General features: G+C 29.2%; 26 protein-coding genes and 1 tRNA gene. 14 read left to right on the forward strand and 13 right to left on the reverse strand.

Annotated features, from left to right (window positions below; translation table 11 throughout):
- Window positions 1–368: 368 nt before the first annotated feature.
- Complete coding sequence (gene uvrB / locus CURT_RS02975) at window positions 369–2,345, reverse strand: excinuclease ABC subunit UvrB (RefSeq protein WP_018713297.1); 1,977 nt, start codon at window positions 2,343–2,345, stop codon at window positions 369–371.
- A gap of 65 nt (window positions 2,346–2,410) precedes the next feature.
- Between uvrB and CURT_RS02980 the strand changes: the two genes are divergently transcribed.
- Genes CURT_RS02980 through CURT_RS02990 form a run of 3 tightly spaced genes read left to right on the forward strand, consistent with a single transcriptional unit; the run spans window position 2,411 to window position 3,313 of the window.
- Window positions 2,411–2,644 carry a hypothetical protein gene (locus CURT_RS02980; protein WP_018713298.1) on the forward strand — a complete coding sequence of 78 codons (234 nt, stop codon included), beginning with the start codon at window positions 2,411–2,413 and terminating at the stop codon, window positions 2,642–2,644.
- Complete coding sequence (locus CURT_RS02985) at window positions 2,641–2,889, forward strand: hypothetical protein (protein ID WP_018713299.1); 249 nt, start codon at window positions 2,641–2,643, stop codon at window positions 2,887–2,889. The genes CURT_RS02980 and CURT_RS02985 overlap by 4 nt, the downstream gene beginning before the upstream one ends.
- Entirely contained in the window at window positions 2,873–3,313 is a 441-nt protein-coding gene (locus CURT_RS02990; protein WP_018713300.1) for a hypothetical protein, read from the forward strand. The genes CURT_RS02985 and CURT_RS02990 overlap by 17 nt, the downstream gene beginning before the upstream one ends.
- A gap of 29 nt (window positions 3,314–3,342) precedes the next feature.
- Here CURT_RS02990 and CURT_RS02995 read toward each other — a convergent pair whose 3' ends face one another.
- The 4 genes from CURT_RS02995 to CURT_RS03010 are packed head-to-tail and all read right to left on the reverse strand — an operon-like array spanning window position 3,343 to window position 7,041.
- Window positions 3,343–3,840, reverse strand: a complete 498-nt coding sequence (locus CURT_RS02995) for a phosphatidylglycerophosphatase A family protein (protein ID WP_018713301.1) — start codon at window positions 3,838–3,840, stop codon at window positions 3,343–3,345.
- Window positions 3,841–3,849: 9 nt separating this feature from the next.
- Complete coding sequence (locus CURT_RS03000) at window positions 3,850–5,031, reverse strand: hypothetical protein (RefSeq protein ID WP_018713302.1); 1,182 nt, start codon at window positions 5,029–5,031, stop codon at window positions 3,850–3,852.
- Window positions 5,009–5,896 carry a DNA-binding transcriptional response regulator gene (locus CURT_RS03005; protein ID WP_018713303.1) on the reverse strand — a complete coding sequence of 296 codons (888 nt, stop codon included), beginning with the start codon at window positions 5,894–5,896 and terminating at the stop codon, window positions 5,009–5,011. Before CURT_RS03005 ends, CURT_RS03000 begins: the two co-directional genes overlap by 23 nt.
- Window positions 5,893–7,041 (reverse strand): bifunctional 2-C-methyl-D-erythritol 4-phosphate cytidylyltransferase/2-C-methyl-D-erythritol 2,4-cyclodiphosphate synthase, encoded by a 1,149-nt coding sequence (locus CURT_RS03010; RefSeq protein ID WP_018713304.1) that lies wholly within the window; start codon window positions 7,039–7,041, stop codon window positions 5,893–5,895. Before CURT_RS03010 ends, CURT_RS03005 begins: the two co-directional genes overlap by 4 nt.
- Before the next feature lie 75 nt (window positions 7,042–7,116).
- On the opposite strand from CURT_RS03010, the gene CURT_RS03015 reads away from it, so the two are divergent.
- The 8 genes from CURT_RS03015 (at window position 7,117) to CURT_RS03050 (ending at window position 14,408) form a co-directional block, all read left to right on the forward strand.
- A complete protein-coding gene (locus tag CURT_RS03015) occupies window positions 7,117–8,205 on the forward strand; it encodes an Mrp/NBP35 family ATP-binding protein (RefSeq protein WP_018713305.1) in 1,089 nt (362 codons plus the stop codon).
- A 19-nt stretch (window positions 8,206–8,224) separates the two neighbouring features.
- Window positions 8,225–9,427, forward strand: coding sequence for a tetrahydrodipicolinate N-succinyltransferase N-terminal domain-containing protein (locus CURT_RS03020; RefSeq protein WP_018713306.1), 1,203 nt, complete (start codon window positions 8,225–8,227; stop codon window positions 9,425–9,427).
- 9 nt (window positions 9,428–9,436) lie between these two features.
- Window positions 9,437–11,023 carry an ABC-F family ATP-binding cassette domain-containing protein gene (locus CURT_RS03025; RefSeq protein WP_018713307.1) on the forward strand — a complete coding sequence of 529 codons (1,587 nt, stop codon included), beginning with the start codon at window positions 9,437–9,439 and terminating at the stop codon, window positions 11,021–11,023.
- Complete coding sequence (thiS, locus tag CURT_RS03030) at window positions 10,989–11,207, forward strand: sulfur carrier protein ThiS (RefSeq protein ID WP_018713308.1); 219 nt, start codon at window positions 10,989–10,991, stop codon at window positions 11,205–11,207. The genes CURT_RS03025 and thiS overlap by 35 nt, the downstream gene beginning before the upstream one ends.
- On the forward strand, window positions 11,200–11,829 hold the full coding sequence (gene thiF, locus CURT_RS03035; RefSeq protein WP_018713309.1) for a sulfur carrier protein ThiS adenylyltransferase ThiF: 630 nt from the start codon (window positions 11,200–11,202) through the stop codon (window positions 11,827–11,829). The genes thiS and thiF overlap by 8 nt, the downstream gene beginning before the upstream one ends.
- A gap of 84 nt (window positions 11,830–11,913) precedes the next feature.
- Window positions 11,914–12,681, forward strand: coding sequence for a thiazole synthase (locus tag CURT_RS03040; RefSeq protein ID WP_018713310.1), 768 nt, complete (start codon window positions 11,914–11,916; stop codon window positions 12,679–12,681).
- A gap of 4 nt (window positions 12,682–12,685) precedes the next feature.
- Complete coding sequence (gene thiH, locus CURT_RS03045; protein WP_018713311.1) at window positions 12,686–13,831, forward strand: 2-iminoacetate synthase ThiH; 1,146 nt, start codon at window positions 12,686–12,688, stop codon at window positions 13,829–13,831.
- Window positions 13,824–14,408, forward strand: coding sequence for a thiamine phosphate synthase (locus CURT_RS03050; RefSeq protein ID WP_018713312.1), 585 nt, complete (start codon window positions 13,824–13,826; stop codon window positions 14,406–14,408). The genes thiH and CURT_RS03050 overlap by 8 nt, the downstream gene beginning before the upstream one ends.
- A 93-nt stretch (window positions 14,409–14,501) precedes the next feature.
- Here the strand turns inward: CURT_RS03050 and CURT_RS03055 are convergent, their stop codons facing one another.
- Both CURT_RS03055 and ppk2 read right to left on the reverse strand, forming a co-directional pair.
- Window positions 14,502–14,738 (reverse strand): hypothetical protein, encoded by a 237-nt coding sequence (locus tag CURT_RS03055; protein WP_018713313.1) that lies wholly within the window; start codon window positions 14,736–14,738, stop codon window positions 14,502–14,504.
- Window positions 14,739–14,829: 91 nt separating this feature from the next.
- Window positions 14,830–15,594, reverse strand: a complete 765-nt coding sequence (gene ppk2, locus CURT_RS03060; protein ID WP_018713314.1) for a polyphosphate kinase 2 — start codon at window positions 15,592–15,594, stop codon at window positions 14,830–14,832.
- 143 nt (window positions 15,595–15,737) lie between these two features.
- Between ppk2 and dsbD the strand changes: the two genes are divergently transcribed.
- Window positions 15,738–17,423, forward strand: coding sequence for a protein-disulfide reductase DsbD (gene dsbD, locus CURT_RS03065; protein ID WP_039750079.1), 1,686 nt, complete (start codon window positions 15,738–15,740; stop codon window positions 17,421–17,423).
- A 38-nt stretch (window positions 17,424–17,461) separates the two neighbouring features.
- Window positions 17,462–17,535: transfer RNA gene (locus tag CURT_RS03070), tRNA-Gln, on the forward strand.
- A 143-nt stretch (window positions 17,536–17,678) separates the two neighbouring features.
- Here CURT_RS03070 and tupC read toward each other — a convergent pair.
- Both tupC and tupB read right to left on the reverse strand, forming a co-directional pair.
- Window positions 17,679–18,599: a tungstate ABC transporter ATP-binding protein TupC gene (gene tupC / locus CURT_RS03075; RefSeq protein ID WP_018713316.1), complete on the reverse strand. Its 921-nt coding sequence runs from the start codon at window positions 18,597–18,599 to the stop codon at window positions 17,679–17,681.
- Window positions 18,596–19,288 (reverse strand): tungstate ABC transporter permease TupB, encoded by a 693-nt coding sequence (gene tupB / locus CURT_RS03080; protein WP_018713317.1) that lies wholly within the window; start codon window positions 19,286–19,288, stop codon window positions 18,596–18,598. The genes tupC and tupB overlap by 4 nt, the downstream gene beginning before the upstream one ends.
- Before the next feature lie 151 nt (window positions 19,289–19,439).
- Here tupB and tupA point away from each other — a divergent pair, with 151 nt between their 5' ends.
- Window positions 19,440–20,267: a tungstate ABC transporter substrate-binding protein TupA gene (tupA, locus tag CURT_RS03085; protein ID WP_018713318.1), complete on the forward strand. Its 828-nt coding sequence runs from the start codon at window positions 19,440–19,442 to the stop codon at window positions 20,265–20,267.
- Window positions 20,268–20,303: 36 nt separating this feature from the next.
- On the opposite strand, the gene CURT_RS03090 is transcribed toward tupA, so the two are convergent.
- From CURT_RS03090 to alaS, 4 genes are all read right to left on the reverse strand, one after another.
- Window positions 20,304–22,253 (reverse strand): transglycosylase domain-containing protein, encoded by a 1,950-nt coding sequence (locus CURT_RS03090; RefSeq protein ID WP_018713319.1) that lies wholly within the window; start codon window positions 22,251–22,253, stop codon window positions 20,304–20,306.
- Window positions 22,250–22,792: a septum formation inhibitor Maf gene (gene maf / locus CURT_RS03095; RefSeq protein ID WP_018713320.1), complete on the reverse strand. Its 543-nt coding sequence runs from the start codon at window positions 22,790–22,792 to the stop codon at window positions 22,250–22,252. The genes CURT_RS03090 and maf overlap by 4 nt, the downstream gene beginning before the upstream one ends.
- A complete protein-coding gene (locus CURT_RS03100; protein WP_217907056.1) occupies window positions 22,789–23,106 on the reverse strand; it encodes a hypothetical protein in 318 nt (105 codons plus the stop codon). The genes maf and CURT_RS03100 overlap by 4 nt, the downstream gene beginning before the upstream one ends.
- A gap of 164 nt (window positions 23,107–23,270) precedes the next feature.
- Window positions 23,271–25,811 carry an alanine--tRNA ligase gene (gene alaS, locus CURT_RS03105; RefSeq protein WP_018713322.1) on the reverse strand — a complete coding sequence of 847 codons (2,541 nt, stop codon included), beginning with the start codon at window positions 25,809–25,811 and terminating at the stop codon, window positions 23,271–23,273.
- Between the last annotated feature and the right edge of the window lie 135 nt (window positions 25,812–25,946).

Genomic DNA, 25,946 nt, shown 5'->3' on the forward strand with positions numbered 1-25,946 from the left:
GTGTTAACTAGGATAATAAATACTTAATTTTTTTTAAGATAAATATGTGGTTTATACAAAAGAAGAGCTAAAAAAGCAGTTGATCTAAGCAAAAAACCATAATAGCTAAAAATAGTGAGATTTTAAGATATAGTCAAGATTTAAATCTTAAAAATTATAGTGGCAGTTTTTAGTTTTGCTAATTTATGGTTATTAATTATATCTTTTTTATGGATCGGACTCCTGAAAGCAATAAATAAAGTATATAATATTTAGATTTCAGGAGAACTAAATAGTGAATTTGGTGTTAAGTTGTAAGCTAAGCCATTAATACCAAATTAGATACCAGAAGTAGTTTTTTATTATTTGTGATATTTGTTAAAGTTTTTTTAAATCTCTTTCATCTTTGCTATTTCATCTCTTAAACTTGCTGCTTTTTCAAACTCTAAATTTGATGCTGCTTCAAGCATCTGTTTTCTTAGCTCTTTTATGATTTTTGCTCTTTCACTTGCTGGCATTTTTTCTAAATTTTTACTTGCTCTTAAAATTTCAGCTTCATCTTCTATTTTTAAGCTATCTTCTAAGTTTCTAGTTGCTGAATGTGGTGTTATACCATTTTTTTTGTTGTATTCATCTTGATATTTTCTTCTTTGTGTTGTAATATCAATGGCTTCTTTCATTGAATTTGTAATTTTTTTATAAAACATTACAACTTTCCCATTTACATTTCTTGCAGCTCTTCCCATTGTTTGAATTAGGCTTGTTCGAGATCTTAAAAATCCCTCTTTATCAGCATCCATTATGGCTATTAAACTAACTTCTGGCAAATCAAGTCCTTCTCTAAGTAAGTTTATGCCTATTAACATATCAAATTTTCCCTGTCTTAGACCTCTAATTAGCTCATTTCTTTGTATTGCATCAATGTCTGAATGCATATATTTTACTTTGATTCCAAGTTCAAGATAATATTTTGTTAACTCTTCTGCCATTTTTTTTGTTAGAACAGTTACTAAAACACGTTCATTTTTAGCTATCACATCTTTAGCCATATCGTATAAGATTTCAACTTGGTTATCGCTATCTTTTAAAATTATTTCAGGATCCAAAAGTCCAGTAGGGCGAAGTATTTGGTAAAATACCTTACCTTTTGAAAGCTCTATTTCAAGATCATTTGGAGTAGCTGAAACAAATAGAAATTTCCCTTTTTTATTTATAAACTCTTCAAATTTAAGTGGTCTGTTATCAAGAGCTGATGGAAGTCTAAAACCATACTCAACAAGAGTGTCTTTTCTGCTTTTATCTCCTGCATACATACCGCGAAATTGTGGCAAACTTACATGACTTTCATCTACAATTACTAAATAATCTTTGTTTTTTATCTCATAGTAATCAAACATAGAATATGGCGTTCCACCCGGCTTCATACCTGTAATATATCTAGAGTAGTTTTCAACACCTTTTGTTGAGCCAGTTGCTCTAAGCATTTCTAAGTCAAACTCAACTCTTTGTTTAAGACGCTGTGCTTCAACTAACTTTCCAGTATCTTTGAAAAATTTAAGTCTTTCATCTAGTTCTATTTCTATTCCTTTTATAGCTTCTTTTAGCCTATTTTGACCAACAATAAACTGACTTGCTGGATATAAAATAAATTTATTTATAGTTTTAGTTCTTTTGTTTTCTAAAAAATCAAAATGATAAATTTCATCTATTTCATCACCAAAAAATTCAATTCTTACTGCTTCATCGTTAAAATAAGCTGGATAAATATCAATTACATCACCATTTACTCTAAAATTTCCTCTATCAAAAAAGTTATCATTTCTTGTATAGCCCATTTCAACTAGTTTTATAAGCATATCTTTTTGTGAGATTTTAAAACCATTTTTTAAAAACATAACCATACCTTGATACTCAGCTGGATTACCTAAACCATAATTTGCTGAAACAGAGGCTACTGTTATAACATCATCAAAGCTTAATAAATTCGCAGTTGTACTAAGTCTAAGTCGCTCTAACTCATCATTTATAGAGCTGTCTTTTTCTATAAATAAATCTTGCCTTGGAATGTATGCTTCTGGCTGATAATAATCATAGTAACTTATAAAATATTCAACTTTGTTTTTTGAAAAAAAACCCTTAAATTCACTATATAATTGAGCTGCAAGACTTTTATTGTGCGTCATTATTAAAGTTGGAATATTTAAATTTTTAATAATATTTGCCATTGTGAATGTCTTACCACTTCCTGTAACGCCTAGTAATGTTTGATATTTATTTCCTTTTAAAATAGAATTTACAATGTCATCAATTGCTTTTTGCTGATCGTTGCTTGGACTAAATTTGCTAATTAATTCAAAATTTTTCAAAAAACTCCTTTATTATTAAGCACATTTTTGATACAATCGAGCATTATAACAAAAAAGGTATAACAATGTTTGAAGAACAAAAAATAGTTCCTACTTTGGGTGATAAAATTAAGGAGTTAATTGAAAAATACAAAGAGGCTACTAGTGAAAACGAGAAACTGAGAAATGAGATAGTTGCCGTTAAAGCTCAAAATGAAGCACTTACTTCAAGACTTGGAAAACTTGAAGAGGATATGGTGGTTAAAAATTTAACCGAGGATGAACTTTTCAAAGAAATTGAAAATGTTTTAGATAAATGAAAACAATAGAAGTAAATTTAACTAGTAAATCAATCTCAAGATCATACAAGATTAAAGTTGATGATGAGTTTGCTTTAGTCTTATCAAAAGAATTCGACATGATGAGTGATGGCAATAATGATCTTGATGCAAAAGATTTATTAAGTGCTTTTGTAAAAAAAAGTTATGAAAAATATATGCAAACAAAAGAATTAAATAAAATACTTGAAGAATTAAAAGGAAAAGAATATGAAAAAAGGTTTTAGTATAGCACAAATGGTTTTTTTAATAGTTGCAGCAATTGTTATTTTTAAAGTAGTTATCCCAAAATTTATGAATAAAACTGGTGGTGGAATTGCTATGTATCAAGCTGCAAGTGAGTTAAAAACAGGAATTGATGATATAAGAAGTTATTACTTTAGAAATGGAAAATTTACAAATATTGGCATTATGACAATATCTGCTGGGTTCGAAGATAAAGACACTTTATTTGATTTTGATAAGCCTGTAAGATATGGTGTAAATGAAAAAGGTGTTATGAATTACTGTGTAGAAGTAGTTGCAAAACAAGAAAATGGCGGTGAGTATATTTATGTAAATAATACTTCAAATAATAGTGAAGCTTGCAAAGAGTTTAGAAACCATTCAATTGTGCAAGACTTAAGAAAGGTAAATTTAGCATTTAACTAAAATCTTAGGCTCAAAAACTGAGCCTAAGATTAAAATATAAATTTTTCAAAGCCAAATTTCATCATAGCTCCAATACTCATTAAAGTTAAAAGCCCTGCAAAAAATCCAGCCAACACATCATCTAAAACAACGCCATACCCACCTTTTACTTCTCTGTCAATCTTACCAATTAAAGATGGTTTGTAGATATCAAAAAGTCTAAAATAAACAAATGACAAAAGCACAACTAAATAACTCATCCCGCCATTTTCTAAATTTATAGCAAGTCCCATACTTAAAGTTATCCAAATTCCTATGACTTCATCTATAACTATGCTTGAATTATCATGCTCTCCGCCATTTGCTTCATATACATTTACCTCTTTTATGGCAATTAAGCTTATTAAAATTGCAAGTAAAAAAAGAGTTGTAATTCCTAAAAAATAGGCTATTAAAACTCCTAAAATAAGACCAAAAAAACTCCCCCAAGTTCCAGGGGCAGGTCTTAAAAGTCCACTATAAAAAAATGTTAAAAAAAGTTTATTCATAAATTTCCTTTAAGTTAAAGATCCAGTTTGATAAAGTTTAGCAAGTTCTTTGTAAAAATCCTCATAAGTGTGAGTTTCTAAAATTCCTGCATTTGGAAAAATTTCATCATAAATTTGCTGCAAATTTTCAAATCTATTTGGAAATAAATCGCTTAAAATTATGGCAGAAATTTCTTTTCTCATCAAAATTGTTGGCGGCAAAACACTGTTTAATAAAAGCGTTCTAATGGTCGGGCTGTGGTATTTTATGTGATGATGCTGTCCGTGCGGGCAAGTTTTTACACTCACAATCGTTTTGCACTCATTACAATATACATACTCAGGCATTACTAAAATTTCAATATCAAAGTTTTTTCTTATTTTATCGATTATAGTATGGGCTTGATTATCATCAAAAAACATCCCAATTGAGCCGTGATTTTGTCCAATGATAATCTTATTTGCACCAAAATTATATGCAGCGATGCATTCAAGTTCTGGATTTTTATGAGCTGAAAAAAGTGTTGTGTTTTCTAAATCTATTAATAAAACCTTATCTTTTGGTAAAAAATTATCTATAAAATACATAAGAGTTTTTTTTCTTAAAGTATGATCTAATCTATTTTCTCTTGTGCTTCTTAATAGAAAAATTATCAAAAAATCAGCCTTATCAATAGTCAGTCTAATAAGCCTTTCATGGACTCTGTGAAATGGGTTTGCACAAAGCATAAGCGAAGTTACTTTTTTTAAATTTAACTCTTTTTTTAGATTTTGAATTTTGTTTTTAATTAAAGCAATTTTATCATTATAAATTTCTATGATACCACTTATACAAAAACTTTCTATAAGTTCATCATTTGGAGGGTTTATGGCATCTGCTTCGAATATAGAAAAAAACTTCCAATATCCTTTATATCTAAAATTATTTGTTACAATTATTCTACCAACAATTTTTTCATCGCATTCTAAAAACAGAGTTTGTGAAAACTCGGCATTTTCAGCGATTTTTTGATTTTCTTTTCCACTTGGTGCAAAAATATATGCATAAGGGATAAGCTCTTTGTTTAAATATCCGCTTTGTATAACTTCATCTATCTCGTTTTCATCCATTAATCTATCAAATTTAGATAAAATTTGATTTTTTATCAAGGTTAGCGTTCCAAGAGTTTCTCTTGAAATTTTTAAAGTTTTATTTTTGTTTTTGGATGCCATATTTTTTTCTTTTCTCCCATAAAGATTTCCTTGAAATTCCAAGTTTTTTTGCTAGGTCAGTATCTGAAAAAACATCTTGATTTTCTTTTATTATATATGCGAAATACTCATCGATTGTTAAAATTTCACCTTTAGAAAGATTTGGTTTTTCATCAGTTATTAAAGTTAATGTTTCAAAATTTCCTTCATTTTCGATATTTAGGCCATTTATTATAACTTGTTTGTTTTCTACTAGTTTAAAAAGCTTGGATCTGTTTTTAAAAAGATGAGCATTTAGTAGATAAATAGGCACATTAAAACTTTCATTTTCTAGTTTTTCAAGCACATCTATTTCATCTAAAAATATAGTCTTAACAGATTTTTTTACCCATTTTGAGTATTCATAAACAAATTTATCTGCCATTTTTTTTGAATTTGTTTCTATAAAAAGTGGAAATTTTAAAGATTCAAAGTTAAACTCAGGTATTTTTACAGAGGCAAAACTTTTTTCAAAATATTTCATAAAAGAGTTATTTATAATTTTTAATTTATTAAATTCTTCAAAATGATTTATTTTTCTTATTAGTTCTTCTACCATAAATGGTTTTTGGATATAATCATTTGCTCCTGCTTTTATCGGGCGAGATACTGTATCATTGCTGATATATGGGATTAGCAAAATTATAATGGAGTTTTTAAATTTTTTAATTATTTCATATATTTCTTCACCAAAAATACTTGTTGATAAAAGAATTGCATCTTTTTTTGAAGTATTTAATATATCTTTTATTTTGGTTAAAATCTCACAATTATGCCCCAAAGAAGTAAGCTTATTTGCAATACTTTGAGCTAGGTACGCCTCATTTTCTACTATTAAAATATTCAAGCTTTTGTCCAATCAAAATATTTAACCATAACACTTGCCATTACACTAACTCCCTCACTTCTTCCAATAAATCCAAGTTTTTCTGTTGTTGTAGCTTTTATATTTACTCTATTTATACCTAAAATTTCACTCACTTTTTTTTGCATATCTTTTTTAAAAGATCCAAGTTTTGGACTTTGGGCTATGATTGTGATATCTGCATTTACTACTTCATATCCATAGCTTTTTATCTTTTTAAGTATATCTTTTAGTAAAATAACTGAACTAATATCTTTAAATTTTTCATCATTATCAGGATAAAGTTCTCCGATATCTCCAAGCCCACATGTTCCAAGCAAGGCATCAGATAGCGCATGAAGTGCCACATCCCCGTCACTATGAGCGATAAAATCATACTCACAAGGCACTTTTATGCCACAAATCATTATCCCATTTCCATTTGTAAATTTATGTGTATCAAAGCCATTTCCCACAAAAAAATCTTTTGAAGGCGGTTTTAAAATTTTATACTCATTTAAAGCTTTTTTTAAATCACTTTTAAAAGTGATCTTAAAAGCCTTTTCATCGCCTTTTACAAAGCCTAGTTTTCCACCTACACTTTTAACAGCTGAACTATCATCACTGAATTTTGCATCACTAAATTTTTCATCATTTTCGCCACTCATCAAGGCTTTTTTTAATAAACTGGTTCGGCTAACTTGCGGTGTTTGGATAAGTTTTATATCGTGTCTGTTTATTAAATCATCACCCAAATAAGCCGTATCAACAACTTCTAAATAAGGGCTTACACAGTCAAATTTATCTTTGTTTAAAATAAGTCTTTCTATCATCTCAAAGCTAATCCCAGCCCTTGCTGCATCACTTACCAAAACCCACTTAGTATCAACTAAGCTTAAAGCATTTTTAAGCGAAATCTCTCTTTGGCTCCCACCAGCTACAAATTTAAAACCATCATCAAAACTTCTCATATATTCTAAGTCATTGGCATTTGATACGATGATAATATCCTTAAAATAGGGCTTAAATTTATTTGCTACGAACTGCCAAAGTGGAGTATCTCCAACTCTAATCCATTGCTTTTTAACCTCTAAGCCAAAGCGAGTTGAGTTTCCAGCTGCCAAAAGTATAAAGGTAATATCTTTCAAAATTTTGCCTTTTATTTATAAAGTTGTAGTATTATACATAAAAAAAGCTTTTAAATTTGTTACAAGGAAATTTATATGAATAAAAATGAAGTTTTAGAAAAACTTAAAAGTGTTATTTATCCAGGCTTTAAAAAAAGTATTGTTGAGTTTGGATTTGTGAAAAATATTGAGATTGGAGATAGAATTTTTATAGAAGTTGAGATAGTTTCAAGCAAACCTGAAGTTGCTCAAAAGTTAAAAAAAGATATCTCAGACATAATTCCAAATAGTGAAATTTTAATCAAACAGCCACAAATTCAAAAAGAAAAAAGCAATACAATAAGTGGTAAAAATATCGCTCCTCAAATTAAACATTTTGTTATGGTAAGTAGTGGAAAAGGCGGTGTTGGAAAAAGCACAACAACTGTAAATTTAGCTATTTCTATGGCAAAACTAGGTTTTAAGGTTGGTGTTTTAGATGCTGATATTTATGGACCAAATATTCCTAGAATGCTTGGATGTGATAAAGTAAAGCCTGTTGTTGTTGGAAATATGTTAAAGCCTATCTTAACTCATGGCGTGCAGATGATGAGTATGGGAATTTTAATTGAAAGTGGTCAAGGGCTTATGTGGAGAGGTGCGATGATAATGAAAGCAATAGAACAGCTTTTAAGAGATGTTTCTTGGGATGAGCTTGACGTGCTTTTTATCGACATGCCACCAGGAACTGGAGATGCACAAATAACTCTTGCACAAAGTGTTCCAGTAACTGCTGGAGTCTGTGTTACAACACCACAAGTTGTAGCTATGGATGATACTGCAAGAAGTCTTGATATGTTTGAAAAACTTCATATTCCAATTGCTGGAGTTATCGAAAATATGAGTGGATTTATCTGCCCTGATAATGGCAAAGAATATGATATTTTTGGTAAAAGTGGAAGTAGTGAACTTGTAAAAAAATACAATACTGAAATTTTAGGTGAAATTCCAATAGAAATTGCCATTAGAGAAGGCGGAGATAGTGGAAAGCCAGTAAGCTTTTATGAGCCAAATAGCATAAGTGCTAAAAGATATGAAAAAGCAGCTTCTAGACTTTGGGGGATAATGCAAAATATAGATAAAGAAAACTTAGCTGGAAATGAGGCAATTCAGCCACGAACTGACGGCAAGGCAAATTGTCATTAAAATTTAAAAAAGGATAAAAATGAATAAAATTAAAAATATAGATGAATTTAACAAATTTGTTGATGAAATTAAAAAAAGTAAATTTTATAAAGAGCCGATAGCTTGGGCTTTTGGAAGAGTTAATAAAGGCATTGTTGATACAAAAAAAACTTTAAGTGTTGATTATGCAGTTGTTAATTATAAAGAAAATTTAGGCTCAGCAGCAGTTGTTTTATGGGCTTTAAATGAATGTGGTGTTAAGTTAAACTTAAATGATAGTGAGGCTGTTTTTGAGATAGATGATAAAATTACAAAAAAAGTTTTAAGTATATTTGAGTTTTTAAAAGATGAGGCTGAGGGAAATAAACATAAAAATTTACAAAATTTAATGGTTATAAATGAAATTTTAACTAATAGCGAGTATGGTGATGAGAACCATTTTTGCGTTACTTTTTTATTTAGTGATGAAAAGCCAAAAAGTGTTGCAAGTGTTTATTTAAAACTTTATCTTTTATCTCTTGGTAAGGTTGAGCTTAGAAGTATAAATTTAGATGGAGCTTTTGGAGTTCTTCCAAATGTTGCCTGGGATGAGTTTGCAAAACCTGTTGAGCTTGAATGGCTAAGGGAAAATGAGATATTTTTAAAGATGAGTGGAGCTTATCCAGTGATTTCAAGTGTTGATAAATTTCCAAGGTTTTTAAATCATATTATTCCTGATGATAGTATAAGAATTTTAGATGCCGCAAAAGTTAGAATGGGTGCTCAAATAGCAAATGGAACAACAGTAATGCCAGGAGCAAGTTATATAAATTTTAACGCAGGAACTACTGGAAAAGTTATGATTGAAGGAAGAGTTTCAAGCTCAGTTATAGTTGGAGAGGGAACTGATATTGGCGGTGGAGCAAGTATTTTAGGTGTTCTTAGTGGCACAAGTGGAAATCCAATAAGTATTGGAAAAAGATGTCTTTTAGGAGCAAATTCTGTTACTGGAATTCCATTGGGAGATGATTGTATAGTTGATGGTGGAATTGCTATTTTAGAGGGCACAAAAGTTTATATTGATGAAAAAAATGGAACTTTACTTGGCAAAATAAATCCAAATTTTGATTTTAAAAACGAAATTTATAAGGCAAAAGAGTTGGCAAATTTAAATGGGCTTCATTTTAGACAAAATAGCCAAACTGGACAAATAACTGCAAGTTTAAGCAAAAAAGCAGTTAAATTAAATAAAGATTTACATTAAGGGTGAAATGTGGTTGAAGTACATGGTTTAACTATGAGATTTGGTACTCAGTTATTGTTTGAAGATATTAATTTAAGCCTTGATAAAGGAAATAGATATGGACTTATCGGTGCAAATGGAGCTGGTAAATCAACATTTTTAAAAATTTTAAGTGGAGAAATAGAAGCAAGTAGCGGGGAAGTATTAATTGATAGTGGTTTAAAAGTTGGAGTTTTAGGTCAAGATCAGTTTGCTTTTGAAAATTTCAGTTTAAAAGATGCGGTTTTGTATGGAAATAAACGACTTTATGATGCAGTTAAGGAAAAAGAAAAGCTTTATTTAAGCGAGGAATTTACAGATGAGATAAATGAGCGTTTAAGTGAGCTTGAGATGATAACAGCCGAAGAAGATCCAACTTATGAGTATGAAACAAGATGTGAAAAAATTCTCTCATCTTTGGGTCTTAATGAGTATGATAAATTAATGAGTGAGGTTGAAAACTCAGATAAATTTAAAGTTTTATTAGCTCAAGTTTTATTTCCAAAACCAGATGTGCTTTTTTTAGATGAGCCTACAAACAACCTTGATATTGAGGCAATTTCATGGCTTGAAAATGAGCTTAATCACCACGCTGGAACGTTAGTTGTAATAAGTCATGATAGGCACTTTTTAAACAGAGTTTGCACTGATATTTTAGATGTTGATTTTAAGCGTATTAGAGAGTTTGCAGGAAATTATGATGATTGGTATATTGCCTCAAATTTGATGAATAAAAAAGCCCAAATGGAAAGAGATAAAAAGCTAAAAGAAAAAGAAGAACTTGAAAAATTTATCGCTCGTTTTAGTGCAAATGCTAGTAAGGCAAAACAAGCAACAAGCAGACAAAAAAGACTTGACAAGCTTGATATTAGTGAAGTTATGACAAGCTCTAGAAGAGAGCCAAGCATTTTATTTCGTCCAAATAGAGAAATAGGAAATGAATTAATTAGTCTAAATGAAATTTCAAAAAAATTTGATAAAAAAGTAATTTTAGATAATTTTAACTTTAAGCTTGAAAAGGGTGATAAAGTTGCAATAATTGGTAAAAATGGTGTTGGAAAAAGCACACTTTGTAAAATTATAATGAATGAAATTACTCCTGATAGTGGAAATGTACATATAGGAGCAACGATCGAGCTTGGGTATTTTGCACAAGATATAAATAATAAACTAACAAGTGATTTAAAGCTTTATGAATATCTGCAAGATAATAAAAATAAAGATTTAGATGAAATTAGAAAATGTCTTGGTAGGATGCTTTTTAGTGGTGCTGAGCAAGAAAAAAGTGTAAAAGATCTAAGTGGAGGTGAAAAGCACCGTGTAATGCTTAGTAAATTAATGCTGATAAAGCCTAATTTGCTTATTTTGGATGAACCAAACAACCACCTTGATTTAGAGGCGATTATTGCTTTAGGTGAAGCACTTTATCAATTTAAAGGAAGTGCAATTTGCGTAAGTCACGATAGAGAGTTAATTGATGCTTTTGCAAATAGAATACTTCATCTAAAAGGTGATGGAGAAATAGTTGATTTTAGGGGAACTTTTGAAGAGTATAGACAAAGTTTGGGTCAAGATTAACGCTAAAGAGGTTGAGGTTAAAAATGGTACAAAATTGCTTGAAATTATAAAAGACTTTAAATTTGACATTAGCCGTATTGCTGTTGAAAAAAATGGCGAAATTTTAAGCAAAAATCTTTGGAAATACGATCTTTTAAGCAAAGATGATAATTATGAAATAGTTGAGTTTGTAGGTGGTGGATAGTATTTTATGCAAAAAAAAATATTTCGAAAGCGAAATTTACAAAAGAAATGATGAGTTAGTTACAAAAAAAGTTAAAAATTCTAAAGTTGTGATTTTAGGACTTGGCGGACTTGGTTCAAATATCGCTTCAATGCTTGCTAGAGTAGGAGTTGGAAATTTAAAACTAGTTGATTTTGATAAGGTTGAATTAAACAATCTAAATCGTCAGTTTTATAACAAAACCCATATTGGACTTTTTAAAACAGATGCCTTAAAATCCGAACTTGAGCTAATAAATCCTTACTTAAATTTTGAAATTTTAAATTTAAAAATTACAAGCCAAAATTTAAATTCCGTTTTAAAAGATGATTTTTTAATATGTGAGGCTTTTGATAATGCTGATTTAAAAGCCTTACTCATGGATTACGCCTCTAAAAATTTAGATAAATATTTTGTTTTTGGAAGTGGAATGGGCGGATATGAGAGCTCAAATTTAATGAAAGTAAAAAGATTTGGTACAAACTGCTATATTTGTGGCGATTTTAGTTCAAAAGCATCATTAATGGCCCCAAAGGTTGTGCAATGTGCCTCAATGCAGGCAAACACAATTTTAAGAATTATTATGAATGAGTTTGAAATTTAGCATTTAAATTTTTAAAAATTTATCATTTTATAAAACTAAAACAGTAGAATTTTACTTATTTTAATTATAAAAGGACAAATTTTTATGGAAAATGATAATCTAAAATTGGGCGAATATGAGTTTAAATCAAGGTTTATTCTAGGCTCTGGCAAGTTTAATCCAGAACTCATAAAAGCTTGTGTGGATGAAGCAGGAGTAGAGATTATAACATTAGCACTTAGACGAGTAAATGAAAGCCAAAATAAGAATATCCTTGATTTTATCCCCAAAAATATTACTATTTTACCAAATACAAGTGGGGCTAGAAATGCAAATGAAGCTGTGAGAATTGCAAGACTTTGCAAAGAGCTTAATGTTAGCAAATTTATAAAACTTGAAGTTATAGATGACTCAAAATATCTTTTTCCAAATAATTATGAAACTTTAAAAGCAACTGAGATTTTAGCAAAAGAGGGCTTTATAGTTATGGTTTATATGCATGCTGATTTGGGCATTGCAAGAAGTTTAGAAAGTGCAGGAGCAGCAGCTATTATGCCTCTTGCATCTCCAATTGGCAGTAATCAAGGCTTAACTCAAAAAGAAATGATTAAAATATTAATAAATGAGATTAAAACTCCAATTATTGTTGATGCGGGCATTGGTAGACCATCACAAGCTTGTGAGGCTATGGAAATTGGGTGTGACGGGGTTATGGTAAATACTGCAGTTGCAACAGCTAGAAATTTACCACAAATGGCAAGAGCTTTTAAAAACGCTGTAATTGCAGGTCGAGATGCTTATTTGGCAGGTTTTGGAAGAGTTAAAAAAACAGCTTCGCCAAGTTCGCCATTAACTGGATTTTTAAGAGATTAAAATTATGAAAAATTCAAATCCATTCGCCTATCAAAACGGCATGATTGATATAAAAAGTGATATTTTAAAAATAGTTTTAGATGAAACTTCTAAATTTGAGTATAGAAACTATACAAAAGATGATGTATTTAAGGCATTAAATTCTAAAATTAGAACGCAAAATGATTTAAAAGTGCTTTTAAGCATTGAAGCAGGGGAGTGTTTAGAAGAAATTGCAGAAGTTTGTAAAAATGAAACAAGAGCAAAATTTGGTGAGAATATAAATATTTTTACTCCACTTTATATATCAAATTTTTGTGATAGTCATTGCGTTTATTGTGGATTTAATACAAAAAATAATATTAAAAGAGCAAAGTTAAGTTTTGAAGCTATAAAAACTGAGCTTATAAATATAAAAAAAACAGGTTTAGAAGAAATTTTGATTTTAACAGGAGAAAGTAGAGTTAACTCAGATGTAGAATATATCGCTAAAGCATGCAAAATGGCAAGTGGGTATTTTAAAATAGTTGGAGTTGAAATTTACCCATTAAATGTTGATGAGTATGCGTTTTTACATGAAAATGGCGTTGATTATGTAAATGTTTATCAAGAAACATATAATCCTTTAAAATATCAAAAAATTCATCTCTCTGGCGAAAAGATGAGTTTTCCTTACCGCTTTAACGCCCAAGAAAGGGCAATTGTAGGTGGTATGCGAGGTGCTGGATTTGGAGCACTTTTAGGAATTGATGATTTTAGAAAAGATGCTTTTGCTACTGCACTTCATGCAAATTTAATATATCAAAAATATCCGTTTGTTGAAATCTCACTTTCAGTTCCAAGGCTTCGTCCTGTTATAAATAACTCTCGAATAAACCCACGCGATGTTCATGAAAAAGAGCTTTTGCAAGTAGTTATGGCATATAGGCTTTTTATGCCACATGCAACTATTACGATTTCAACTAGGGAAAGAGCTGGATTTAGAGATAATGCCATTAAGATTGCAGCCAACAAACTTTCAGCTGGAGTAAGTGTAGGAATTGGTGGTCATAGTAAAAAAATAGGCGATGAACAATTTAATATAAATGATGAAAGAAGTGTTGATGAAGTTTGTAAAAGCATTGAAAATAGTGGATTTTATCCTTTGATGAGTGAATATATTTATGTCTAATTTGGTTGTAATTACTGATTTAAAGCTTTGCAAAGATGATATTTATAAAAGAGTTTTTAAATTTTTAAATTGTGGTGCAAATGTAGTTTTAAGAGCAAAAGAGCTTAGTGAAAATGAGTATTTTAAATTTGCAAATGAGGTTTTTAAAACTTGTGCTAGTTTTAAAGAGCAAATTTTTATACATAAATTTGTAAATGTTGCATTGAATTTAGAATGTAAAAATATTTGGTTACCACTGAAAGAGCTTGAAATTTATAAAGATGATTTAGCTAAATTTGATAAAATTGTAGCTTCAACTCATAGTGTGGATGAAGTAAAAAGTGCTTTAAATTTAGGAACTAGTTCAATTTGTCTAAGTCATATTTATAAAACTGATTGTAAATTTAATCTTGCCCCAAAAGGGTTAAATTTAATTAATGATGTGAGAAAATTCTATAATGGTGAAATTTATGCACTTGGTGGAATAAATAGTTCAAATTTTAAGAATTGTTTAAATGCAGGAGCTAATAAAATTTGCATAATGAGCAAATCTATGAAATGCAAAGATGAAAGTGAGTTTGTAAAAAGTTTTTGTTAAAAGCATAACAAGTTTTGTTGCGCTTTTAAAATAGGCTTAAAATTTATAATTTTTTACTAGAAGTAAGCCGCTTTTTGGCTTACTTCTTAAAGTTTACATTTTTTTAACAGCAGTTTCTAGAACATACAAAACTTCTGATAAATCTGTATAGGCAATTCTACTTTTTCCATCTGTTCCAGTGAAATTTGTAGTTAGTTCTATACCAAGCTTGTTTGATAAAAACTCATAAAGATCAGCTCTTTGGTTATTTGCGCCATCTTTATTTGCATATTCTTTTAATGCGTCTAAAACTTTTTGAATTTTATCTATTTGGTCTGTATTTATAGCCATTTTTCATCCTTTTTATTAAAATTTAGCCAATTATACTAAAATTTTATAAATAAAAAAAGTTTATAAATTGATAATGAAAAACTATAATAATTTAAATTTCAATATTATTATTTTTGCTGATTATATTAATTGCATCATCCACGCTTAATACAATATCGCTATCTGGTTTTAAAAGCTTATTATCTTCTTTTTCATCATATTCAAAATTATAAAGTATCGATTTTATTGTATTTATACGAGCTTTTTTCTTATCATTTGCATCTACTATTGTCCATGGATTTTCCTGTGAGCTTGTTTTTGTAAGCATATTGCAAATTGCAGCTGAGTAATCGTCCCAAAGAGTTTGTGCTTTTTCATCAACAATTGAAATTTTATAAGATTTTAGGGGGTTATTTCTTCTATCCTTAAATCTTTTTATTTGAGTTTTTTTATCAATTGAAAGAAAAATTTTAAAAATTTTAATGCCTGATTTACTTAAAAGATGTTCAAACAAAGGCACATCTTCCAAAAATTCTTTTGTTTGTGAGGTAGTGCAAAATCCCATAACAGGCTCAACTACAGCTCTGTTATACCATGATCTATCAAATATCACTATTTCACCACCGCTTGGGAGATTTGCAACATATCTTTGAAAATACCACTGAGTTATTTCAACATCACTTGGTTTTGGTAGCGCAACTATGCGAGCACCTCTTGGGTTTAAATGTTCAGTTATTCTTTTTATAGTACCACCTTTTCCAGCAGCATCTCTTCCTTCCATAATAATAAGAAGTTTTAAAGAATGTTTTTTTATATGATTTTGAAGCTTTAAAAGCTCAATTTGTAGCTTTACAAGCTCTCCTTTGTATGATTTCATTTTTTAGACCTTGTGATAAATTAGTTATATTATACAGTAAAAATATAAAATTTTTATTTTATTTAGATAAATATATTAAAATGCATCTCATGATTTTTAATAAAAGGTTAAATTTGATAAGAAATATTTTTTTATTTATTCTTATGATATGTTTTTTAAACGCAGAACCAGTAAATGTAAGTGAAGCTTTTAAAATTAATGAAAAAGCCCATCCATCTGGCATTAGCTTTGATATAGCTATAGATAAAAGTGTTTATCTTTATGAAGATGAGCTTAAGGTATTTTTAGGAAGTGAAAATATCACAAAAATTTTAAATTTACCAGAGTCTAAAAAACATAAAGAGTATTTGATTTATGATAAAAATTTTACTCTTTTTATACCAACAAATTTGATTTTAAATACTTCAAATGAAAAAATTATAACGCTCAAATTTTTAGGTTGTGCTTATGATGGATACTGCTACAATCCTCAAAATTTAAAATTTAATCTTTCAAAAACTGAAAATGGCTTTAAAATATCAAAAATTAAAGATAAAAAAGTTAGCAATAATAATACAAATTATGAAAATAAAATTTCATCAGATATAAAAAATAATAACTTTTTTATCACTATAATAACATTTTTTGGATATGGACTTTTGCTAGCTTTAACGCCTTGTGTTTTTCCTATGATTCCGATTTTATCATCTATTATAGTTTCAAAATGTAAAAATAGTAAAAATGATAATAAAAAAGCTTTTTTAATAAGTTTTATTTATGTTTTTGCTATGTCGCTAGCTTACTCTATAGCTGGTATTTTGGCTACATATTTTGGTTCTAGCGTTCAAGGATTTTTACAAATTCCTTGGGTTATTATTTTATTCAGTTTAATTTTTATAGTTTTAGCTTTTAGTATGTTTGGATTTTATGAACTGCAGCTTCCTGCTTCGCTTCAAAGTAAAATTAGTAAAAAAAGTGAGAGTAAAAATGGGCTAATCGGAGTTTTTATAATGGGTTTTTTATCAGCTTTGATAGTTGGTCCTTGCGTGGCTGCACCACTTGCTGGAGCATTAGTCTACATAGCTCAAAGCGGTAATTTATTACTTGGTGGAAGTGCATTATTTATAATGAGTTTTGGTATGGGAATGCCACTTTTGCTGATAGGACTTGGAGCTAATAAGTTTTTACCAAAACCTGGATACTGGATGAATGAGATAAGTAAAATTTTTGGATTTATTATGTTATTTATGGCAGTTTGGATGCTTTCAAGACTAATAAGTTCAAATTTAAGCCTGCTTTTATACGGGGTTATTGGTATATTTTTTGGTGTGAGTTTATTTCCTGTAAAAAAAGATAGTGTCACATTTAAAAAATTCAAATTTGGATTTAGCTTAGCGATAATAATTTATTCAGTTGTCTTAATAATAGGTTTTGCAAGTGGTTCAAATAGTCTAATCAATCCACTTAATAATACTTTTAAAAGCCAACTAAAAGAAAATTTAAATTTTAAAAAAGTATCAAATTTAAATGAATTAAAAGAAGTTGTTAGAGGCAGTAAAAAACCAGTTTTAATTGACTTTTGGGCTACTTGGTGTGTTAATTGCAAAGAGTTAGATGATACTTTAAACTCAGCAGAAATTTCTGAAATTTTATCAAATTTTGAGCTTATAAAAGTTGATGTTACGAAAAATAGTAAGGATGATTTGGAGTTGATGAAAGAATTTCAAATATATGGACCACCTGCTTTAATATTTTTTAAAAATGGTAAAGAGCTTCAAAAATATAAAGTCATAGGTGATATAAAAAAAATTGAACTTACTAAAAATCTAAATGAAATTTTAAATTTATAAAAAATTTATTTTTTAAATAGTATAATCAAAGTTTTTGATGCCTTATAGTTTAGTGGTAGAACTGCTGACTCTGGATCAGCTAACACTGGTTCGAATCCAGTTAAGGCATCCATTAAGAAAACTTTAAGTTTACTTTTACTATATATCGTTATTCTACTAATCAAAATCTTTAAGAATTAGTTTTATAATATTCCCAATAATTTTTATAATAAGGAATAATTGATGACTGATAAAGATATTGAAAATTGCTAAAAATTAAATTATCTCAAAGGCATCATCTTCTATTTTGAAGTAAATCTCATCACCAGTTTTTAAGTCTAATTTTTTAGAAGTATGGCATTTTAAAAGATAATCTCCAAATTTGATTTTTACTAATAAAGTATTTTTATTTATTAATGATATGGAGTGTAAAAGTCCTTTATAAAAGCCTTGTGATGGCATTTTTTCAAGTGTAATTTTACTTGGATCTATGGCTACTTTTTTAGTTTCTTTAAACGGGCTTTTATAGTTTAAATTTTGACCAAAATCTATTTTTCCATTTTTTGTTTCAAATACATTTTTATACTCAAATTTTGCAACTTTTCCATTGTATAAATAAATATTTTCATCTGCTAAAACGCTAAGCCATTTTTCATCATGGCTTGCTATTATAAAGCCACAATTGTGTTTTAAATTTAGCTCTTTTATGACTTTACTAAAAAGTCTTGCGGTTTGTAAATCAACACTATTTGTTGGTTCATCAAATAAAATAAGCCTATTTTTTATAGCAATTATTAAAGCAAAAGCAACTCTTACAGTTTGCCCACTGCTTAATTCGTAGTATTTCTTATCTAAAAAACTTTCATTAAGTCCTGAGTAATTTAAAGATTTTTTTACTCTTTTTTCAAACTCACTCATAAGTCCATTATTTTTTAAAACAAATTCAAAATTTTTTCTAACACTTCTTTTTAAAAGCATTGGTTCAGGCAAAAGTATCGATATGTCTTTTTTAGAAATACTTAAATCAACACTTCCAGTAGTTGGTTTTTCAATGCCAGAAATTATTCTTAAAAGTGTGCTTTTTCCACTTCCATTACTGCCTGTTAGGCCTATTATTTTTGTAGTGTCAATATTTAAATTTTCTATATCTAAAATAAGATGTGAATTATATATTTTGGTTAAATTTGAAATTTTCATTTATCAAACTTTTTTAAAGCATAAATAAATAAATTTACTAAAAATGCTATTGTTATAAGAACGCTTGCAAGGGCTATTCCCATTGCAAATTCTCCTTTATTTGTCTCAAGTGAAATAGCAGTTGTGATGGTTCTTGTATGCCACTTAATGTTTCCTCCTACCATCATTGCAACTCCAACTTCTGCAACAATTCTACCGTAAGTGGTTGCCACAATCACCATTAAAGGATATCTATTTTCAAATAAAACAGTTAAAATTTGTTTATAGCCTCTTAAATGATAACTTTTTATAAGTCTTAAGTGTTTTATTTCCATATTTTCTATCACACTTGCAGTTAAGGAAATTACTATTGGCAAAGACAGGCAAATTTGACCAATTATTACAGCTTTTAAAGTAAATAAAAGAGCAAAATTGCCAAGTGGGCCTCTGTTTGAAAATAAAGCGTATAAAATAAGTCCAATTGCAACAGTTGGCATAGCTAGACCAGTATCGCTTAAAATTCTTAAAAATCTTTTTGAAAAAAAATTAAAATATCCCAAACAAAATCCAAGTGGCATACCGATAATCAAAGCTATAATGATGGAAAAAAATGATGAATAAAGTGTTGTTTTAATAGCAAAATAAGTCTCTTCATCAAAAGAAATAAGAAGTCTTAAGGCTTCATAAATTCCATCTAATATAAAATCCAAGATTTCCCTTTTCATATAATTTGAAATATTTTATTAAGTTTATTTAAAATTTCTTTTATATATGCTGAAAAAATATAATTAATATGCAAAATTTAAATATTTTCAATTTAAATATGATAGAATATTTCAAAATTTATTTAAAAGGATAAAAATGCAAAATAAATTAGCTTTATTAGCACTTAGTTTTATCACTGCTTTGTCATTAAATGCAAAAGATAGTGATTTAGTTATGGCAACAACTACAAGCACTGACAATACTGGCTTGCTAGATGCCATTGCTCCTGTGTATAAAGATAAAACTGGAGTTGAACTAAAATGGGTCGCTGTTGGAACAGGTCAAGCACTTGAAATGGGTAAAAACTGTGATGCAGATATTTTATTTGTTCATTCACCTACAGTTGAGAAAAAATTTGTAGAAGATGGTTATGGCATAGATAGAACAGCTGTTATGTATAATGACTTTATTTTAGTTGCTGATAAATCTTTAGCAGATAAATTTAAAGATAAAGATTTGCCTGAAATCTTTAAAATTATCAAAGATGAAAAGATTAAATTCTTTAGTCGTGGTGATAAGAGTGGAACGCATAATAAAGAAATTTCTGTTTGGAAAAAAGTAGCTGGGGATGTGCCTGAAAAACAGAGTTGGTACAATCAAACAGGACAAGGAATGATAGCTACCATAAATATAGCTGCCCAGCAAAAAGGTGTAACTTTAACCGATAGAGGAACCTTTATAAAATACGAAGATGGCTTAAAAGGCAACTCAAATATGGAAATTATAAGTCAAGGAGATGAAAGTTTAAAAAATTTCTATTCAATAATGGCTGTAAATACTAAAAATTGTCCAAAAGCTGATTATGAGAATGCAAAAGAATTTATAAATTGGATAGTAAGCGATGAGGCTCAAAAATTTATAGCTGATTTTAAATTAATGGGAAAACCTTTATTTACCCCAGATGCAGGAAAAAGAATAGAGTAGCTATTTATCAAAGCTCCAAAAATTTGGAGCTTTATTTTAAAACAAAAGTGAGTTTCCGCCACCAGTTCCATCTTCATATCCTAAATCAAGTGGTAATGTATCTTGATAAGGAAGTGGTGAAGTTGTGGTATAAAGCTCATCTTTTCCTTTGTAAATTTTATGATAAACACCTTCTGGAGCATTGAAATTTCTTTTTGTTTCTGGGTGAATTGTTAAGTAGTTTTCCATAAATTTTTTAAATACTGGGGCTGAACTTCTACCGCCAACTTCAACATATCGCATAGGTTTATAGTTGTCATTTCCATACCAAACCATGACTAAAAGCTCAGGTGTATATCCACAAAACCATGCATCAATATTGTTATTTGAAGTGCCTGTTTTTCCAGCTATTTCTATACCATTAACTTTTGCGTTTCTTGCAGTTCCTTCATTTACAACATCTTTCATCATATCAACCATTAAATATGCTTGTTCAGGTTTTGTAACAGTAACTTGCTCGGCTTTAAAAACAGTCTCAATACCACTAAAGCTAGTTGCTCGTTCTATAAATTTAGGTGTTGTAGCAATTCCACCACCTGCAAACATTGAGTAAAATTTAGAGTATTCTAAAGGTGAAATTCCATAACTTCCTAATGAAACTGAAAGTGCATATGGCATATTTCTAAAACCAGCTTCTTTTAGCCTGTCAATTACATTTTTAACACCAAGTGAATGCATTAAATTTACAGTTGCTAAGTTTCTTGATTTTAAAAGTGCTCTTCGCATAGTTATGTAGCCTTCATAGTTTTTGCTAAAATTTTTTGGTGTCCACTCTTTATTTGAGCCATCATTAAAGCTTCTTGGAATATCTGGTATTTCGCTAGCTGGTGAATAACCCTCATCAAGGGCAATTTGATAAATAAAAGGCTTGAAACTTGATCCAGTTTGTCTTTGACTTTGTGTTGCACGATTAAAATTACTTTTTTGATAATCAACTCCACCAACAAGAGCTAAAATATCACCATTTATTGGATTTGTTACAATGATTGCACCATTTAACACGCTCTCATTTGCATCTTTATCTCTTTTTAAAATTTCATTATATCCCCAAACAAGAGCATCTCTTGCTAAATTTTGAACTTCTAAATCAACGCTTGTGTAAATTTTATATCCAGCTGTTTTTATATCTGGTAGAAATCTTGAAGCTTCTTTCATAACCTCATCTGCAACATAAGGAGCTTTATTTTTAGTTAGGCTATCATCATAAATAATAGGTTCTTCATTCATAGCAAGCTCATACTCATTTCTTCCTATCCATCCTATTTCATACATCCTCTCAACAACCCTATTTGCTCTTGATAAAGATAGGTCTAAATGCCTTGTTGGATCATAGCTACTTGGTGCTTTTGGAAGTCCTACAAGTATCGCTGCCTCTTTTAAACTAAGTTCATCTAAATCTTTTCTAAAATATCCTAAAGCTGCAGTTTTAATTCCATAATATCCATGCCCAAAATAAACTTCATTTAAATATCGTTCTAAAATTTGTTCTTTTGTTAGCTCATTTTCAAGTTTTAGAGCTAAAATTATCTCTTTTATCTTTCTATCGATTTTTTTCTCATTGCTTAAAGCTATGTTTTTTATAAGTTGTTGAGTTAGAGTAGAGGCTCCTTGTGTAAAACTCATAGTTTTTAAGTCTTTTATAATTGCCCTAAAAATAGCCTCAACATTTATTCCTTTATGTTCAAAAAAATTTGTATCTTCTATGGCAACAAGGGCTTCTATGACGCGTCCAGGAATATCATCATATTTTACATAAACTCTATTTTCTTCATCAAATACATTTGCTATGAGGTTGTTGTTTCTATCATAAATTTCAGTTGTAAGCTTTGGATGATAGTTAATGATAGCATTCATATCATGTTTTACTTCTGTATAAAAATACATAAATATCCCGCCAGCCGCAAAAAAACACACCGCCATAAAGCCAAAAATAAATCTAACTATCATATATAAGCCTTTAAAATTTCAGCATTTAGTCCCATTGCTGTGCTTGTATTTCCTTTTTGTGATACAATATATTTTTTATTAAAACCTTCTATCATCATCGCTCCTGCTTTTCCAACATATTCTTTTTTGTCAATGTAGTTTTTTAAATCTTTTTCATCAAATTTTTTAAATCTAAAAGTTGTAATACTTAAATTTATAAGTTTGAGTTTTTTGTTTTCATAAATCATAGCCGTTATTACGCTTGCTTCGTTGCCGCTTTGTTTTTTAAGCATATAAAAAGCATCTTCATCATTTTTTGCTTTACCAAAAATTTCATTATCAACTATAACTGAGCTATCGGCAAAAAGTAAATTTTCTAAATTTGGATAAACTTTTTTAAATTGTAAATATTTAGCACAAACAACATTATAGGCATAAGTTAAAGGCTCTTTTTTTATAATATAGCTTTCATCATAATTAAATAAAATTTGTTTAAAATCAAATCCAAAATCTTTTAAAATTTTTGCTCTAGTTTTTGAGCTTGATGCTAAATTTATCATTTAAAACTCACTATAACAACTCCTAAATAAGTGCTTATAAGTAAAAGCACAATATCAAGGACTATAAAGTAATTTACAGCAATTATCAAGTGCTCGTTCATCTCATCATAGTCGGATTTTTTATAACATTCTTTTGCAAGGAAAAATCTATAAATTATATAGCTAAAATTACAAAGCAGTAAAAAAGCAATTGCATATTTTGTATTTATAACACTTTCTATCATTGGATCCGAAAATTTAAAATCTCCATTTTGAGATAGTAAAAAACCAGTTAACACTGTAACACTAAATGTTATAAAAAAGGCAATTGCCAAATTTTTGCAAGATTTAAAAATAAAACTATAATTTTTTTCTAAGTTTAAAAACCTAGTTATACAGATTATTAAACCTTGCAAAGTTATAAGTACTACGATAGAAACAATATGCAAAAACGGCAAAATATGGCCTATTCTTGCAAATGAGCTATCAATTTCGTTTGTTAAGATAGTTTTTCCTTTATATATTTTAGACCAAATTTCAAAGCTTCTTTGCTTTTTGAGATATCTTTTCCACCAGCTGTTGCAAAGTCATCTCGTCCACCACCATTTCCACCGACAATTAAAGCAGTTTGTTTTACTAAATCCCCAGCTTTTATAGGAGCATTTTTAACTCCTGCACAAAGCGTGATTTTATCATCTTTAATGTTTTCAAGTAAAACTACAACTTTTTCATATCTATTTTTAAGCTCATCAATTTTAGTTTTTATATCGCCATCAAATTCGCTAACTATTACATTCACTCCATTTATGTTATGAACTTCAAACTCTTTATTGTTTGAGGTTTTTTTAAGCTCATTTTTAAGCTCTTTTATCTCGTTTTTAAGCTTGTCAATGGCAATAAGTGGTTCGTTTGATTTAAGTTCTGAGTTTATTGTCTCTAACTCATCTCTTAAATGGTTTGTGTAATTTATTACTTCTTTACTGCAAATTGCTTCTATTCTTCTAACTCCAGCACTTACACCACTTTCTTTTGTAATTAAAAATGCTCCAATTTCAGAAGTATTTTTTACATGTGTTCCACCGCAAAGCTCTTTGCTAAAGTCACCAAAACTCAAAACTCTTACTTTATTTGCATATTTTTCTCCAAATAAAGCAATTGCACCACTTTTTTTAGCTTCACTTAGTTCCAAAATTTCAGTTTTAGCAGGAATAGCTTTTAAAATTTCAAAATTTACCAAATTTTCAACTTCTTTAATTTCTTCAAAATTCATAGCTTTTGGATGAGTAAAATCAAATCTTAATCTACTTGCTTCTACGCTACTTCCAGCTTGTGATATATGATCTCCTAAAACTTTTCTTAGTGCTGCGTGAAGTAGGTGAGTAGCACTGTGATTTCGTTTTATCATCTCTCTTTCATATCCAACAACGGCTTTTATTATTTGATTTGTTTTGAAATTCTCAGTTGCTTTAAGAAAAGATAAATTCAAATCGAAAAATTTCTCAGTTTTTAAAACCTCACTTTTTCCAATAGTGCCTTTATCGCCACATTGTCCACCACTTGTTGCATAAAATGGAGTATTGTCTAGCATTATCCAACCATTTTCACCATTTTTAAGCTCGTCTATTATTTTAAAATTTTCATCTAAAATAGCTAAAATTTTAGCTTCACATTCTAGTTTATCATAGCCAACAAAATTATTTTTACCAAATTTTTCTAAAAGATTTTTAAAGTCACCTTCTGTTTTTGCCTTATCCCCACTTCCTTTCCAGCTAGCTTTTGAGCGGAGTTTTTGCTCTTTCATAAGTTCATCAAACTTAGCCTCATCAACTTTTAAATTTGACTCTCTTAGCATATCGGCAGTTAAATCAAGCGGAAAACCATAAGTATCATAAAGTTTAAACGCAACTTCGCCACTAAAAATATCTTTTGTGTTTTTAAGCTCTTCATTAAATAGCTCAATTCCAGATGCTATTGTTGTATAAAATCTTTCTTCTTCAAGTTTTATAAGCTCTTTTACAAACTCTTTTTTATCATTTAAGTAAGAGTAGTGTGAACCCATAACTTCACACACAATATCTACTAATTTATACATAAATGGCTCTTTTAGTCCAAGTAAATATCCATGTCTTACAGCTCTTCTTAAAATCCTTCTTAAAACATATCCACGACCTTCTTTATCGAAGTTTGTACCTTGAGCTAGTAAAAACACAGTTGATCTTATATGATCTGCAATAACTCTATAACTTGCTCCTTTGTCATATTCGTATTTAATGCCTACGAGATTTTCAATTTCTTTAATTATTGGCATAAAAAGTGAGCTATCAAAGTTACTAAAAACTCCCTCTTTTATAGCAACAACCCTTTCAAGTCCCATTCCAGTATCAATACTTGGTTTTGGAAGTTTTGATACATTTCCTTTTTCATCTTTTTCAAACTGCATAAAAACTAAATTCCAAATTTCCAAAAACCTATCGCCATCACCACCCATATAATCTTCATCAGAGTGAAATTTCTCACTTCCTTGATCATAAAAAATTTCACTACATGGCCCACAAGGTCCAGTTTCTCCCATGGCCCAGAAGTTATCTTTATCTCCAAATTTATAAATTCTTTCTTTATCAATGTGGGTTTGCCAAATTTCATAAGCCTCATCATCACTTTCATGAACTGTTACATAAAGCCTATCTTTAGGAAGTTTTAAAACCTCAGTTATAAACTCCCACGCATAAGAAATAGCTTCTTTTTTAAAGTATTCTCCAAAACTAAAATTTCCAAGCATTTCAAAAAAAGTATGATGTCTAGCGGTGTATCCGACATTATCAAGGTCATTGTGCTTTCCACCAGCTCTTATACAAGTTTGGCAACTTGTTCTAATTGGTGGAGTAGGGCGAGGAACTTTTCCTGTAAAAATATCTTTAAACGGAACCATTCCCGCGTTTGTAAAAAGTAATGAGTCATCATTTGGTACTAACGCGGCACTTGGAACAACCTCATGCCCTTTGCTTTTAAAAAAATCTAAATATGCCTTTCTAACATCCATAAAATTTATCCTAACTTTATATAAAATTTTTAAAGCTCATTTTATCTAAAAATTATTAAATTTAAGCTTTTTGAGTTAAATTTGAAGTTTATTTAGTCAAATTTAGGATGTAAAAACTAAATATTTATTGAGTTA

The organism is Campylobacter ureolyticus (genome assembly GCF_013372225.1).
GTDB classification, from domain to species: domain Bacteria; phylum Campylobacterota; class Campylobacteria; order Campylobacterales; family Campylobacteraceae; genus Campylobacter_B; species Campylobacter_B ureolyticus.

Bases quoted from the DNA above. Each gene is read 5' to 3' on its own strand.
- CURT_RS02980 (WP_018713298.1), top strand. From the start codon at position 2,411: ATGTTTGAAGAACAAAAAATAGTTCCTACTTTGGGTGATAAAATTAAG.
- CURT_RS02985 (WP_018713299.1), top strand. From the start codon at position 2,641: ATGAAAACAATAGAAGTAAATTTAACTAGTAAATCAATCTCAAGATCA.
- CURT_RS02990 (WP_018713300.1), top strand. From the start codon at position 2,873: ATGAAAAAAGGTTTTAGTATAGCACAAATGGTTTTTTTAATAGTTGCA.
- CURT_RS02995 (WP_018713301.1), bottom strand. From the start codon at position 3,840: ATGAATAAACTTTTTTTAACATTTTTTTATAGTGGACTTTTAAGACCT.
- CURT_RS03000 (WP_018713302.1), bottom strand. From the start codon at position 5,031: ATGGCATCCAAAAACAAAAATAAAACTTTAAAAATTTCAAGAGAAACT.
- CURT_RS03015 (WP_018713305.1), top strand. From the start codon at position 7,117: ATGAATAAAAATGAAGTTTTAGAAAAACTTAAAAGTGTTATTTATCCA.
- CURT_RS03020 (WP_018713306.1), top strand. From the start codon at position 8,225: ATGAATAAAATTAAAAATATAGATGAATTTAACAAATTTGTTGATGAA.
- CURT_RS03040 (WP_018713310.1), top strand. From the start codon at position 11,914: ATGGAAAATGATAATCTAAAATTGGGCGAATATGAGTTTAAATCAAGG.
- thiH (WP_018713311.1), top strand. From the start codon at position 12,686: ATGAAAAATTCAAATCCATTCGCCTATCAAAACGGCATGATTGATATA.
- CURT_RS03050 (WP_018713312.1), top strand. From the start codon at position 13,824: ATGTCTAATTTGGTTGTAATTACTGATTTAAAGCTTTGCAAAGATGAT.
- CURT_RS03055 (WP_018713313.1), bottom strand. From the start codon at position 14,738: ATGGCTATAAATACAGACCAAATAGATAAAATTCAAAAAGTTTTAGAC.
- ppk2 (WP_018713314.1), bottom strand. From the start codon at position 15,594: ATGAAATCATACAAAGGAGAGCTTGTAAAGCTACAAATTGAGCTTTTA.
- dsbD (WP_039750079.1), top strand. From the start codon at position 15,738: ATGATATGTTTTTTAAACGCAGAACCAGTAAATGTAAGTGAAGCTTTT.
- tupC (WP_018713316.1), bottom strand. From the start codon at position 18,599: ATGAAAATTTCAAATTTAACCAAAATATATAATTCACATCTTATTTTA.
- tupA (WP_018713318.1), top strand. From the start codon at position 19,440: ATGCAAAATAAATTAGCTTTATTAGCACTTAGTTTTATCACTGCTTTG.
- CURT_RS03090 (WP_018713319.1), bottom strand. From the start codon at position 22,253: ATGATAGTTAGATTTATTTTTGGCTTTATGGCGGTGTGTTTTTTTGCG.
- maf (WP_018713320.1), bottom strand. From the start codon at position 22,792: ATGATAAATTTAGCATCAAGCTCAAAAACTAGAGCAAAAATTTTAAAA.
- alaS (WP_018713322.1), bottom strand. From the start codon at position 25,811: ATGGATGTTAGAAAGGCATATTTAGATTTTTTTAAAAGCAAAGGGCAT.